This window comes from Paenibacillus sp. FSL R7-0163, from assembly GCF_037969975.1.
GTDB lineage: Bacteria > Bacillota > Bacilli > Paenibacillales > Paenibacillaceae > Paenibacillus_AQ > Paenibacillus_AQ odorifer.
The window spans coordinates 2,698,004-2,712,956 of record NZ_CP150224.1 but is presented as its reverse complement, the minus strand read 5'-3'; the positions used below and the strand labels follow the sequence as shown (position 1 = coordinate 2,712,956).

The following is a 14,953-nucleotide window of genomic DNA, read 5'->3' as shown; positions in this document are numbered from 1 at the left end:
ATATTCCCCGGTGACTCTGCGCAGTGACTGCCACGTAGCGTAAGGATCAAACATTTCAACAGCTTCGCAAACCGTTTCATAGGATTCCATCCTAACTTTTGCAAAATCCACTGTGATAGACTTTAAGCGTAAAAGAGCAGTAAGCGCTTTTATAAACATAGAGAGATCGAAATTGAACGTTGTAGGAGGAGTACACTAGATGCAAGATTCATTTATTCCATTTGGGTTTCAATATTACCGTTCCCCGACCCCCTTCCGTGATCAATGGGAACAAGACCTAAGCAATATTGCCGGACAGGGCTTCAATTGTGTGAAATATTGGGTACAATGGCGCGCGAGTGTGTCCAAAGAAGGGACCTATCATTTCGATGATATTCAGGAGCTAATGGATATTGCGCAGAGGAATGGTTTGAAGGTCATTTTGAATGTAATTTTCGACGTGGCGCCGGCCTGGTTCTATAAAAAATATCCTGATTCCAAAATGGTTACAGCGGACGGTTCCATTCTGGAACCAAGGGCGATTAACTGCCGCCAGATCGGCGGAGCGCCGGGGCCCTGTTATCATCATCCAGCTGCCGCCGAAGAAAAGGCAAAGTTTCTGGCGGAGACGGTGAAGACTTTTAAGGATCATCCGGCGCTCTGGGTCTGGGATTTATGGAATGAGCCTGAACTAACCACAGGAATCAAGCGCAAGTTGTCTTTTGACAACCAGGTGTGTTATTGCGAGCAATCGCTGTGGGTGTTCCAAGAATGGCTGAAAAATAAATATGTTACTTTGGAAGCTCTCAATGAATCATGGCAGCGGACTTACGGGAGCTGGGAGGAAGTAGAGGCACCGCGTGGACAAGGCGTATTTAATGATCTGGTGGACTGGCGCCTGTTCATGTCCGGTACTTTAACGGATGAGCTGCGGAGCCGGGTAGATATAGTGAAGTCACTGGATCTTTTGCATCCTGTTATGGCCCACACTGTGCCCGCCCCTATCTTTAATATGATTACAGCGGGTTCGGACGACTTCAAGCTGGCTGAGCCCTGTGACTTGACAGGCAATAGCCTTGGGTCCTCGGCCTGGTCTGCTGATCTACTGATCTCTGCCGCCAAAGGTAAACCCATTATCAATTCGGAGATTCATGCTTTGCCAGGCAATACTGCAATGAAGCCGCGTCAGCCGGACCTGCGGGAAATGAAACGGCATATTCTGACCCCGCTCGCTCGTGGCATCACGGGATATTTGTTCTGGCAGTACAGACCAGAGATATTGGGACAGGAGGCCCCTGCATGGGGCAGTGTATATTTGGACGGAAGTCCAACCCCATGGTACAAGGATATGGCTCATCTAAATAAGCTGGTGCAAAACAATAAGCAAGAGCTGATGCATGCAAAACGGCGCGGAGACGGGATTGCCATTCTGTTCAGTCCGCAGAACCAGGTTGCTAACTTTGCGGCACATGATCATCTGGACACCTACAACGATTCCTTACAAGGCGCCCATAAACTACTGCATGAGCTCAATTATAAAGTTGAATTTCTGCATGAGACGGATGTTAACGAGAAGACACTGGAGCAATACCACTGCTTGTGGATGCCTTATCCTCTATATTTGAACCGCAAACTGTGTGACATCCTACGCCAGTGGGTGGAAAAGGGCGGGATCTTGATTTCGGAATGCTCGTTCGGTGCACTTCAGGCAGAGAATGGCTGCCACAGCTATACGGTGCCCGGTTATGGATTTGACCAGGTGTTCGGGGTCCGTGAGACTTGGATTCATTCCGCTGAGAACCTGGATCACAGCTATCATCAGGTTGCGTTCGAATCACGGACAGCGATTCCGTTGCGGAATGTTATGGAGCACAGCAAGGCGGAGGAATCGGCAGCAGACGATACGGCGCACGGATCCTATTACAAATCGGATATCGAGCTGGAAAGCCATGTGAAGGTACTGGCTGAATTTGCCGAGGACCGCATGCCTGTGTTGACTACCGCCGCTTATGGCAACGGGCGTGCCGTATGGTTCGGTACCTTGCTTGCGGCTGCCTACTGGCAGGATGGACATCCCGGAACGCTTCAGCTGGTGCGGGATCTATTACAGAAGGAACTAAAGCTGCAGCCGTATGTACAAGCAAGCGGCGGTGTCCGCGCGGATCTCTCCGAGTGGGAAGGTGAGCAGGACCGAGGGGCATTTCTTTATGTTCATAATGAAGGGGATATGGCGGTTAAGGCTGACGTTACGCTGGGTATCATTTATACTTCAGTTGAACCGTGGTTTGATGACGGCAGCGCTGAAATTCAACCAATGAATCTATTGAAACCCACAACTACAAAACTGACTGTGCTTGTGGAAGCTGGAGATGTTCAAGTATTCCGATTATCTTAACCGGTGTCAATAAAGAACGGAGAATATAGAGTCGGTGAAAACTGGCCAAAGGAGTGTATCTATTTGGGTTGGTTAGATTATGTAAATCCATTACAGGGGACGGAGTCAGATTTCCGGTATTCACATGGCAATACACTGCCACTTACAGCGATGCCATTTGGTATGGCGGCTTGGTGCCCGCAAACCTATGAAGCAGGTGGAACCTGGTTCTTCCACCCGCGCCATCGCCACCTAGAGGGCATCCGGCTGACCCATCAGCCCAGCCCGTGGATCGGAGATTATGGGCATCTGACCCTGTTGCCGCAGACAGGTCCACTGCTCCTCAGTCCCGGTTCACGTTCTTCTTCCTTCAAAACGGAAGAGATGCAAGTGTCCCCTCACTATTTCGATGTGTTTCTTCAACGTTACCGCACCCGGCTGGAGCTGACTCCAACCGAACGTTGTGCAGCGATAAGAATAACTTTCGCTGAGAGGCAGCAGAACAGGCTTATTATAGCACCCCTGAAAGGTGAGTCACATATCACCTTCCAGCCGGATAAACGTAGAATTACCGGCTACACAAGAGGCCATACCGCCGGGGTTCCCGATAATTTCGCGATGTATTTCGTGTTCCAGTTCGACAGGGATTTTCACATGGAGGAGTCGGGAATCTTTAACGGAGATTATCAGCCACTGGAGACCCATGAAGGGACTGGCGAACGACTGGGCGCTTACGTAGGAATAGCTGCACCGGAATCTGGCATAGTGGGAGTGAAGTGCGGGACTTCCTTTATTAACGGAGAGCAGGCGCTGCTTAATCTGAACCGAGAGATTGGGGAAGACAGCTTCGGAGAGATCTTGAATAGAGCAGAGGCAAGCTGGGAAGAACGGTTGGGGCGCATTGTTGCTGAAAGCGCAGATGAAGAGAACCTCCGCACCTTTTACAGCTGCATGTACCGAATCTGCCTGTTCCCGAGAACGTGGCATGAATATAACGAGCAGAACGAGAAAATCCATTACAGCCCTTTTAATGGCAGCATCTGCCAGGGTCCAATGTATTCGGATATCGGGCTGTGGGATGTATACCGAACCAGCTTTCCTTTATACAGTATCTTATTCCCATCTTTATTGGGTGAGATAATGCAGGCGTGGACATTGGCATACAAGGAGAGCGGCTGGCTGCCAAAGTGGCTGTCACCAGGGGAGCGCAGTGCCATGCCCGGCACACTGATTGATGCCGCAGCTGTGGATGCCGTGGTTAAAGGCATCGGCGGATTTGATACAGAGGTACTGTATGAAGGTCTTCTGAAGCATGCAGATCGTCCATCAGTGGACGAGAAGCTGGGCAGAAGGGGCCTTGAATTGTACTTGCAGCATGGTTATCTGCCGCATGACCGTTTCCATGAAAGTGTAAGCAACACGTTGGATTATGTATACGGAGATTTCTGTATTGCGCAGATTGCCAAAACACTTGGCAAAATGGATGATTATGAGCGTTTTATGGCTCGGGCACAGAATTATAAGCTGCTGTTTGATCCAACAGTTGGGTTTATGAGAGGTCGCAATGAGGACGGTACTTGGCAGGAAGCATTTGATCCTCTGGAGTGGGGTAATCCGTTTTGTGAAGGCGGGGCTTGGCAGGGGAGCTGGGCTGTGCCCCACGACTTCCCGGGACTAGCCGGGCTGATGGGCGGTGAAGAGGCTTTTGTCCAGCGTCTGGATCAGTTGATGGCTGAGGAACCTGTATTTAAAGTGGGATCCTATGGTTTGGAAATACACGAAATGTCGGAAATGGCCTCCGCCGATCTGGGGCAGTTTGCCATCAGCAATCAGCCGAGCTTCCACATTCCTTATATATTTGCCAGACTCGGTGTGCTGTGCAAAACGCAGTATTGGGTCCGCAAAACCATGACCGAACTGTTCAGCAGCCAGATGGATGGTTTACCCGGCGACGAAGATAACGGCAGCATGGGTGCTTGGTTTATTTGGAGCGCCATCGGCCTGTACCCTTTAAGTCCTGGAATTCCTGAATATGTGCTCGGCAGCCCGCTTTTTGATAAGGTAACTATTCAGCTTGAAAATGGGCAGCAATGGATCATTGAAGCAGAGAACAACAGCCCCGCCAATGTGTACAGTAAATCCGTCCACTGGAACGGATCGCTATGGCAGCACCACTCTCTGTCACATGATGAGATTGCCAAAGGTGGAGTCTTGAATTTCTGTATGTTTTCGGGCACAGATCAGTCTTAAGAACAATGCAAGGCAGTCTGGAAAATTCCGGACTGCCTTTGTTTTTATTAGATGATTTTACAATCAAAAAAAATTGAGGAACACACTGAATCAGTGATGAATGCAAATCGACTTTTCTATAAATCACTCCGATCCCGTAATTGCATGGAAATCATGCTTGATATACAACAAGCTGCTGCTCACTCCCGACAAACGCGCTGAATTCCTGCACATTGTACAACATTCCACGTTCGAATACGTAACTTCTCTATTCTCCGACAGCATTTTTTTATAGGGCGAAAACTGGGCTTTACGGTCAAATCGTGAAATGGCAAACCATTTCGCAGCTTTCCCGCCTGTTATTTCAACGTAAACATGTCTAATATCGAAGAGAATGAAAGCGCTTAACATCGAGGATGAGAGAGGAGGAAATAACTTATGACTCTAAAACTTCATTCCAAAAGAAATCAGCTAATCGTTATTCTGACCGCTCTGTTAGCAGGAAGCCTGCTGCTGATTGGTGCGAAGAATATGCAAGCTCCACAAGCAGAAGAAATGCTTCTGACCCTTAACGGGCAGGAGGCCACAGCAGCGGAGTTCAACTGGCATCTTCAAATGAATCGGGCACTGATTGTTGATTATTTTAAACAAACTTACAACGCCGACTATTCAATAGACTTCTGGTCTGCCTACTATTCCGGCGAAAATCCAATGCAGAAATGGATCAATACAGCTCAAACTCAGCTTTTGACGAAGCGGATGGAGCTACAGCTTGCTCAAGAAGCAGGAGTCGTAACGGATATCAGTTTTGAAGGTTTTCTCAAGGAGATGGAGCGCGAGAATAATCGGCGGAGTCAGGCAGCAGCGAATAAGGAGGTGGTATATGGTCCTCTTCATCTGGAGACGCAGGCCTATTTCAGTTATTACATGAGCAACCTTGAGGATGCCACGATTGAGGCCATGCGCAGTAACGGAAGTATCGTGATTTCAGACGAACAGGTGAAATTGGAATATGAAGCAAATCTAATTGCGAAATATTCTCTGCCGGGAACGATTCGTCTGGAATGGGCAACGCTTCCCTTTGGCCCAGAAACAGAGTACAAAGATCAGCAAAAAGCCTTAGAAAGAATGGAAAAGCTCCATGCAATAGCAACAGCGACAGCAGCAACAGATTCTTCAGGCACAGGCTTCCAAGGCCAGGCAAAGGAGTTTGGCGTAAACGTTGGCGAGGTGAAAATAACAAGTGCTTCACGTCGAACAGCAGCTCTGGAAAATCCAAAGGTATTGCTTACCGCAGAGCAACTGGTGCCGGGAGAGTTTAGCGGTTTGATTACTGAAAATGGGGCTATCCACCTACTTTACTGCCTGTCGGCAGATGATGCAGCTATTCAGCCGTTCGATCATGTGAAGGATGCCATCGCACTGAATTTGGCGCAGCAGAAGTATAGATCCATTGTGGACGAAAAGCTGTCCGAAGCTGTCGTGGAATGGAATTACCCGATGGCTGAAGATCTCGCAAACCATACCATCCAATAAATGTTCAAGGGGGAATAATACAATAATGTTCAAAAAACTCGCAAAATCACTGCTTATAATGGTGCTGATCTTCACAGCGGTGCTTCCTGTAATGGGCGTTTCTGCCCATGCTGAAGAGACGAATGCCGATGATTTCTCAACCCTTCCGGCAGCGGAACACAGGTCCGAGAACTGGCTAATTGACAGTAGTAATCCTCAGTTTTTCGAAGGAGATGCAGCCCGGCTGGTCAGAACCTCCACGGAGACTGGCTATGCCATTTACCCTTTGACTGGAGTTCAGTCGTTTACGCTTCAAGCGTATTATTTCTCTGGTTCCACGGCTGTTATCAAGTTCTACGGATCGCCAGATGCAGATATCTGGACGGAGCTTCCAGCCATCAACGACAGTCCCACGGCAACCGGTTCTGGCTGGTACGGAACAGTATATACACCCTCGGGGGCGCTGCCGGATGGTGTCAATTATCTCAAAATTGAAGTCAGTGGTGACCTCGATACCTGGCTGATGCAGCTTGGGCACCTTACGCTCTCCAATGTGTCGCTTGCACCACAAACGATTGTTGATGAGCTTGACGACATTGCACAGCTTTATGCACACAGTACAAATTGGTCTTTAGATACAAGCAATCCCGCTTTTTTTGGTGGAGATCATTCTCGTGCGGTGAGAACAGCAGACTCAGCAGAATCACTCGTGTACCATTTGCATAATCTGCAACATTTCACAACCCGCATGCATTCCTTTGCCGGGTCTAGCGGGACTATCAAGTTCTATGGTTCGGCGGATGCATCCACTTGGACAGAACTTTCTGCTGTTCATGAACCTCCACAGGCCACTGGTGATGCGGCTTGGACTGGGATGAATTATAGTCCGGCACAAGGGATTCCTTCCGGCATTCATTATTTAAAAATCGAGCTTAGCGGTGATTCCGCACCCTGGCTGATGCAACTAGGATCGGTCACCTTATCCAACCGCTTGCCTGGAGATGGAGGGAGCAGCGGTGGAGACGGAGAATATTATGTGGATTCATTTGCAGGCAGCGACAACAACGATGGAAAAACACCGGAGACTGCCTGGAAGACCTTCTCTGTAGTGAATCAGACTACCTTTGAAGCTGGGGATCGTATTTTGTTAAAGAAGGGTGGAATCTGGAACGAACAATTATATCCTAAGGGCAGCGGCACAGATGAAGAACCGATTACAATATCTGCCTATGGGAATGGAAGCAAACCGATTATCAACGGTGGAGGCATGGCCGGAGCAGCTGTATACCTACGTAACGCCTCGAACTGGGTGATTCGGGATCTTGAGGTCACTAATTATGCTTCCGAGAGGGGAACTGTTTACCGGGAAGGTATTATGGTGGAGGATGCTAATGGAGGAACATTAAGTAATATCCGCATTCAGGATAACTATGTCCATGATGTATCAAGCAGTTTCCGTTATCCGACGGTTTCCGGAGCCGAAGGTGGCCCGCATGCGTTTGGAGGTATCTCCGTATATGTGGGCGGAACGACGGGCACGGACAAGTTCGATGGGGTATGGATCGAGGGCAATACAGTGGAACGGATAGGCCGGACCGGTATTGTGGTATGGGATCAGCGTTTTAACGGAGCAGACTATGCTACGGTCAATGTTACGATCCGTGGAAATTATGTCAAACAAGCCGACAGCGACGGTATTCTCACCTTCGGTGCGGATGGAGCGGTGATTGAGCATAACATAGCGGAGGAAGGCGGAAATTATTCCGAAGAAGGCGAGTTTAACGGCTCTGCCGCAATTTGGCCGACTCGCGGCAAGAATAATATCGTCCAGTTCAATGAGTCTTTTAACACGAACAAACCAGAGGGAGATGGTCAGGGCTTCAATCTGGATATCGATACGATGGACAGTGTGGTTCAATATAATTACAGCCATGGCAACAAAGGCGGATTCATGCTTTTTGTCGATGCCCGTTTGACTCCGGGAGTGCTGACAGGCTCCTCTAACAATGTAGTCAGATACAACATCAGCCAGAATGATCTAACGCATACGTTTAATTTTGCAGGCGGGGTTACGCCAGATACACAAATCTATAACAATACTATCTATATCGGAGCTGGGCAAAACACCAAAATTATCGATCATGAATGGGATGACGCAGGAAATATTAACGCTCCATATTCTTTTAGAAACAATCTGGTCTACAACCTTGGTCAAGGAGGTTATAATCTGCCAGGGGTGAACGGTAGCTTCGATCATAATCTATTATATGGCAACCATCCAGTAAGCGAGCCGGAAAATACCAATCCTATCACAGCAAATCCACTCTTAGTTGCTCAGGGCACCGGCGGAATTGGCTGGAATACAGTGGACGGTTACAAGCTGAGGGAGGGGTCTCCTGCTCTTGGGGCCGGTACCATCATTGCAGACAACGGGGGACGGGACTACTGGGGCAATCCCGTTTCAGCAGCAACTCCACCGAATATTGGAGCTTATAATGGACCCGGACTTGATCCTGCTACGCTTCCAGAAGCCCCTGTAGATGATCTGCGACTATATTTTCAAGGTTTAAAAATTGCTCCTCATATTACAGATGGTAATAACGGCGGCATGTCGCTGCAACTTCAATTTACGAACAGTTCCAGTGTGGATCCTCTGAGAATTAAAAAGATTTCCTGGACCCTAGGGGAAGAGACTGGTCAGATCAGCGGTAGTGAATCGCAATTGTCTGAAATTGCCCCAAATAGTGGATTTACTTATTCAATTCCACTGCCGGGATTCTCTGAAGGGGTTAAATATCCTCTTGAGTTGACAGTTGACCTTGAAGGTTATGAGACAGTTCACCTCAAGCAAAACATAGATATTAACCGGATGCAGCATCAGTCCGATACACGAAGTCCCGCTCTGATTGATCTTGCGGACGGAACCCCTTTGCTCAACGGATATAAGGGTGCGGATGATCTTAGTGGAACAGCGCAGCTACGCTGGGATGAAGAACACATTTATTTGACCGCCGATATCCGCGATGATGTATTCAGCCATAATGCTGCCGGGATTAATATTTGGCAAAATGACAGTATTCAGTTCAGTCTTGCTCCCGGTGTCCCGGGCGATAGTCAATCCTGGTATGAATACGGAATCTCGCAAACACCAGAGGGGCCGCAAATATATCGCTGGCTGTCCATGAAAGGTGCAGCTACCGGAGTGTTGACTAAGGGAACTTTAAGTGTGGCCAGAGATGAGGCGACCAAGGTTACATCATATGCTCTGGCACTACCTTGGAGCGAAATAAGCCCGATCCGTCCAGCGGCGAGCGATATCTTAAGCTTCTCCATGCTGGTTAACGATAATGATGGCGCGGGTCGAAAAGGATATATTGAATGGGGATCAGGCATTGGCGCTGCGAAGGACGCCTCACTTTTCCGCACCTTCCAGTTTATGAACGTAGAAGGTGAAGAAGAGACACCGCTGAGTGATAATGCCGATTTGAGCGTTTTGAGAATGGACGGTACAGACATCCCTGAGTTTGACCGTAAGAAACTGAACTATAAAATAAATGTGCCCTTTTCCAAGACAGCGGTGGCTGTAACTGGGACACCTTCAGATGCAGAAGCCAAATTGACGGTAACAGGTGGAAGTGAGCTTAAGGTAGGAGATAACAGAATCGATGTTAAAGTTACCGCTGCGAACGGCATAACAACTAAGACCTACACTTTGAATGTAGTGCGGAGTGAAGAAGGTGGGGGAACAGATACGACCGGCAATTCGTCCGGCAGCAATAATAGTGGCAACACAAATGAAAGTAGTGGAGGAAAAATAGTTAATCCAGTGAATATAATTTCAGCGGGCCGTATTCGCATTCAGGGTTCACCCGGTGCTGAAGGAATGAAAATTGCACAGCTTCCCACAGGAGAACTCCAAAAAGCGATGAAGGGAGTGCAAGATGGAGCTTTAGTACTTGAGCTTGCTGAAGAGGATGCGACTGCCAGCGGTGTGGCTTTTCAAGTGCCCATTCCCGAACTAAAAGATAATGTTACTTCCCTAACTGTAAAAGCAGGTGCTGCCACAATAACACTTCCAATTAACACTTTAGGTGAGAATATTCCAGAGGGTGCCCGGCAGTTGGAGCTATCTATCCATTTTGTTGATGCGTCAACCCTTCCAGTTGCCTTAAAAGAGAAATGGAAAACGCATGCTTTGTTCCGGATCTCAATGACGGTAGACGGCAAGTCCAAAGAAACATTAAGCCCTTCTGCGGCAATGAAGGTATCATTTGGATATAAATTAACCCCTGACGAGGTCGCACATAAAGCCATCGTCTACTCTGTTACCGGAGAGGGAGTGGCCAAAGTGGTCAAAAACTCCAAATACGTATCAGGTACTGGAAAAATTACGTTTACATCAAGTGATTTTGGACTCTATGCTGCAGCTAATGCAAATATCCACTTCTCTGATGTTGATTCAGGCTCCACAGTCATCTTGGAAGCTTTGGCTTCCCGTGATCTTATTCATGGCACAGGCGGGGGCAAATTCGAGCCTGCCCGGCAAATTACAAGAGCGGAATTTGTTCAGCTGTTAGTATCAGCGCTAGAACTTCAAGCCGAGAGTAGCAGTACTTTCAAAGATGTGAGTTCAAATGCTTGGTATTACCAAGCTGTCTCAACAGCTCAGGCGCTAAAGCTTGTTAACGGACGTAGCGAAGGCGTATTTGCCGCAAAAGAACCTATCTCCCGCCAAGAAATGGCTGTTATTCTGTTTCGCGCTCTGAGCTTAACTGCTCTCCAGTCGGATATCTCCGGCAAGGCAGCAACTTTTGCCGATGAGAATCAAATCGGTTCTTACGCGATGGATGCGGTTGAGTACATGCGGGAGACAGGAATTGTCAACGGTTATACCGACGGTACCTTCAGACCACTGAGCCTGACCACACGTGCAGAAGCCGCTGCTTTAATTTACAGAGTAATGGAATTGTAAGCACCAGAGAAGAGCTGGAGCCAAGTTCACTTGGCTCCAGCTCTTTTTGCTTACAAAGTGTTTATTAATAGGTGGCGAAAGATCTAATAATTAAAAATGTTGTTTCCTTTCACATGTATCCATTAACAGCTACAATTATTAATAAATATCTTTTGAAGTAAGGAGTGGTAAACATGGAAGAATAGCATTTATCACACTAATCACAGGACGCTATTCAGCCACTTATTTCTGTTATTAAGGATCGTTGGGTTGGACGAACCAGCCCTTTGGTCGAGTCTTTGGATGGAGGCAGTGTTACTAGTGAATTTATTGTGATGCTGAGGTTGCTTCTTACTTGGATGCTACAGTCATAGAGTACGATAACTTCTTCGAAGCGAATATCACTAATGATGAATGTGACTCCTATACAACGGAGCAAAAATATAATCTGGTAATAAATGGAAGATTGTGAACTGAGACACTATAATATAATTAATGATTAGTGGTAAAACACAGAATAAAACCATTTTCGTTTTTCGTCTGTGAATGGTATTAAAGCGTATCTATTACAAAATTCCCTTCAAAGGTAATTATTCTGAAGGGAATTGTAGCTCGCTAACTGAACTATCCGATGTTGTTGACCTTACAATTCTAGTGGATAAATTACCCGAGCCGCGCAGCTAGTGTAGCCACACTTTTCTGTGAAATTGCTAGGTATTGTTTATCCATGATCTTAATTTATATTGAAAAAGCGAGACCGTACTCTCTATATTGAAGTACGGTCTCGCTTTAATTTTTGACTTTGGTAGCTCGTGCATCTTAAGGTTTTTTTAGCTCATTTATCATTTTTCAGAAAATTATATTCGTGCAGATAATCTAATTCCGCTTAATTTCTTTTTTACTAATGATCTTCCCCGTAGTTCTATTAAATACGATTTCATACCATTTACCGTCAATAAGTACTATCTTATTTTCCAGTACGTCTGCAAATATTTTAAAGTCACTTTGTTCGAGTGGTGTTGTATATGAACTAGCTTCTATATGTACACTCAAAAAATTACTAAAAAAAGCAATGATTATAATACTTCCAATGATCCTCTTGAAAATCTTCTGGTTCTTCATTTAATATCGTCCTCTTTCATTTTTATGATAGGTAACTTATCGTAAAACGGATTAATCTCTTGTATGGTAGTGAAATAACCTAATTTATTGAGATAAATATCAAAAGTACCATCCTTGTTTTTTATTATGTAAGCTGTATCAGGCGTTATATCAATAGCTGTGCTAGCGTAATTATCTGGAAAAGAATATCGTGGTTGTACAACAAAAAATAATGTAGACACAAAGCATGATAAGGCTAATATACTCGTGGTTGAAAACCTTAACCATGATTCTTTAGGTTTATTGTTTGATAACAGTAGCTCAAAGCGGTTCATGAAAGTAGATCTGTTTTTATCAATAAGGTCCATAGTAAAGGGCATATATTTAGATTTTATAGAGTTTTTATAGGTATTCACAAGAAATTCGAGGTAATTAAGCCGTTTATATTCCTCCCAATTTTTTGTTATGGTAAGATCATTTTTTATTTCCAAAATTCTATCCACTTGGTTACGCAATTGATATACAAAAGGATTCCACCAATAAAAAGCACATAACAGTTCAATGATAGTTTTAATCCAATTATCTTTATTAAAATAGTGATGCAATTCATGCCGAATAATAAAATATTCCTCTTGATCAGTAAAATTATGTACTGGAAAAACAATTGTGGGTCTAAAAAAACCATACATCATGGGAACTGAAGTCAATGAGGTTTCAATTAACTTTAAATTTTTAGGTATTTTAATTTCCTTCTGGAGGACACTTAAAAGTTCAGAGTTTATATTTTTCTTGATAGAACACGTCATTATTAATTTACACAAATTAGAGTACCTTTGAAAAATCCGACTAATACTTATGAGTGTTCCCGATAACCAAATAACACCCAAAAAAAGATATAAGTTAATCTTTATTTGATCGCTGAATGAATAAATAGAAAAATTAAAAAAATCATTTATTATGGGTAGGAATTTTGGTAATTCGATAGTATGAGCAAAAGGTATTTCTATTGGAACAAGTAATCTGATTGTAATAAGTAACAGCAATAGGGATAAAACCGGAACACCAACTTTACTAATAGTAGATGATTTTTTAGTTATAAGGCAATATAAGCAAATAAACAAACTACTTACTAATAGAGTAGTTTGTATACTCCAAATGGTTATCATCTATCGACCTCCCCATTTTTTTGCGTCAGTTTCGTTTGTTCAAGCTCTGTTTTTTTCGCTTTTATTAACTTTTCTAATCTATCAATCGTGTGTATATCAATATTTTCATCCTCGAACTTAAATAATGTTGAGATTAATTCTGTAATACCAGTTTGAGCATCATCCGTTGAGTAATATTGAGCAAATTGCATAACTGCATAATCATTTGTAGTGATAATAGGTCTGTACTTTCTTGCAGTTGTTTTAAAAACCTTTGTATAAGCTGCAACTTCAATTGCATTTTTAGTAAGTAACGATTGTAAGGCGTTTTGTATGCTGTATATACTAAATTTCTCCTCGATTTTCTCAAAAATATTTGTCGCGGTAAGAGGGTGGGGTTCCTTCCATAAAATATGCATGATTTCTAATTCCCGATTAGTCAATTTTGTATAGGACATAAAGGTTCCCCCAGTATAATATAGTATCTTAAAATTATAGATCGATTTTCACGTTATATCAACCGTTGATTTTTACTTTATATTAATAATTAAGAGAATAATGGTATCTATTAAATTATCGTTGACAAAATAATGATTTAAATGGTAATTTATCCATACACATTAAATGTTAAGCGTTAATGTTAAAAGTACATACATGTCTTTATTTTTATTCATATGAAGGTGGGTGGTCATATTGATTTATTAATAAGTACAATTGTTGTTACTTTTTTCTTGTGATATTTTTTGAAACTAAATTGTTGATGATGTAAATAACTATTATTTGGATAACACATTTTAACGAAAAATTCCATAAATTCGAAAGGGTGACTTTGATGCGATATGAAAAAAACTGTACTAAGATAGGTGGTTTAAAAAAAAGGGGTGGAGCTGTAAGAACACAAAAAACTAGGAAAGTTTTTACAATGCTGCTTGCATGCTCTTTTTGTTTTGGTCTAAGCACAACCGCTTTTGCAGCATCAGAATATCAGGATACAATTACTGTAAATGAAGCCGGCGCAACTGAAACTTATATCGGTGACTATGCATCCGAGAGTATCTTTAAATCCGAACAGGATACAATTACTTTAAATGAACCAGGTGCAATTGAAACATATATCGGTGACTATTCAACCAAGCGCAGCTTTACACCAGAACTGGAAACAATTACGCCGAATGAACCCGATGCAACAAATTATTTGGCAAGAGCGACATACACACTTTCTAATGTAAGTAAGCCTATAAGTTATAATTTATTTAAGCCAGTCTCAGATTACGTTGCTTATCCTGGTACTGTTTCAGTTTCGAAAGGAGTAACCACAACTGTCACTGCTTCAGTTACGGGTGGTGGTGGAGTGGACGTAGCGTTTTTAAAAACCAATATTTCAGGAACGATCGGTTCAAGTGCTGCATTCACAACGACACAGACTATTTCGTACCCAACTACTAAAGGATACAAAGGTAGGATTATTTTAAGATATTACCAAGAACAGTATACTTATGATGTTACTAAGTTAGGTGTTAAATATGCAGGCAGCGCTTTTACTGAAGCACATGACCAATATTACGCATTACAGCAGGTTGCTCTATAGATTTGATATTAAAGATGAGTTATAACAGCAGAAATAGGTTTGAGAGTTTAAGAGTTTAGTTAATGTAAAAA

The 14,953-nt window shown here is 44.1% G+C and carries 8 protein-coding genes; 5 read left to right on the top strand and 3 right to left on the bottom strand.

Going from position 1 to position 14,953, the window contains the following annotated elements; translation table 11 throughout:
• Positions 1 to 199 precede the first annotated feature (199 nt).
• The 4 genes from NST45_RS11950 to NST45_RS11935 all read left to right on the top strand — a co-directional run bounded on the left by NST45_RS11950 (position 200) and on the right by NST45_RS11935 (position 11,069).
• Entirely contained in the window at positions 200 to 2,374 is a 2,175-nt protein-coding gene (locus NST45_RS11950; RefSeq protein ID WP_076141235.1) for an alpha-amylase family protein, read from the top strand.
• A 63-nt stretch (positions 2,375 to 2,437) separates the two neighbouring features.
• Positions 2,438 to 4,603, top strand: coding sequence for a GH92 family glycosyl hydrolase (locus NST45_RS11945; protein WP_076141236.1), 2,166 nt, complete (start codon positions 2,438 to 2,440; stop codon positions 4,601 to 4,603).
• A gap of 417 nt (positions 4,604 to 5,020) precedes the next feature.
• Positions 5,021 to 6,118 carry a peptidyl-prolyl cis-trans isomerase gene (locus tag NST45_RS11940; protein WP_036677240.1) on the top strand — a complete coding sequence of 366 codons (1,098 nt, stop codon included), beginning with the start codon at positions 5,021 to 5,023 and terminating at the stop codon, positions 6,116 to 6,118.
• 25 nt (positions 6,119 to 6,143) lie between these two features.
• The gene (locus NST45_RS11935; protein WP_339825671.1) at positions 6,144 to 11,069 is read left to right on the top strand and encodes an S-layer homology domain-containing protein; all 4,926 of its coding nucleotides are present in this window, start codon (positions 6,144 to 6,146) and stop codon (positions 11,067 to 11,069) included.
• A gap of 855 nt (positions 11,070 to 11,924) precedes the next feature.
• Here NST45_RS11935 and NST45_RS11930 read toward each other — a convergent pair.
• Genes NST45_RS11930 through NST45_RS11920 form a run of 3 tightly spaced genes read right to left on the bottom strand, consistent with a single transcriptional unit; the run spans position 11,925 to position 13,752 of the window.
• A complete protein-coding gene (locus NST45_RS11930; protein WP_036677231.1) occupies positions 11,925 to 12,170 on the bottom strand; it encodes a hypothetical protein in 246 nt (81 codons plus the stop codon).
• Entirely contained in the window at positions 12,167 to 13,315 is a 1,149-nt protein-coding gene (locus NST45_RS11925; protein WP_036677228.1) for a M56 family metallopeptidase, read from the bottom strand. Before NST45_RS11925 ends, NST45_RS11930 begins: the two co-directional genes overlap by 4 nt.
• Positions 13,312 to 13,752: a BlaI/MecI/CopY family transcriptional regulator gene (locus NST45_RS11920; RefSeq protein WP_036677226.1), complete on the bottom strand. Its 441-nt coding sequence runs from the start codon at positions 13,750 to 13,752 to the stop codon at positions 13,312 to 13,314. The genes NST45_RS11925 and NST45_RS11920 overlap by 4 nt, the downstream gene beginning before the upstream one ends.
• Positions 13,753 to 14,126: 374 nt before the next feature.
• Here NST45_RS11920 and NST45_RS11915 point away from each other — a divergent pair, with 374 nt between their 5' ends.
• A complete protein-coding gene (locus NST45_RS11915) occupies positions 14,127 to 14,882 on the top strand; it encodes a hypothetical protein (protein ID WP_143760444.1) in 756 nt (251 codons plus the stop codon).
• Positions 14,883 to 14,953: the final 71 nt, after the last annotated feature.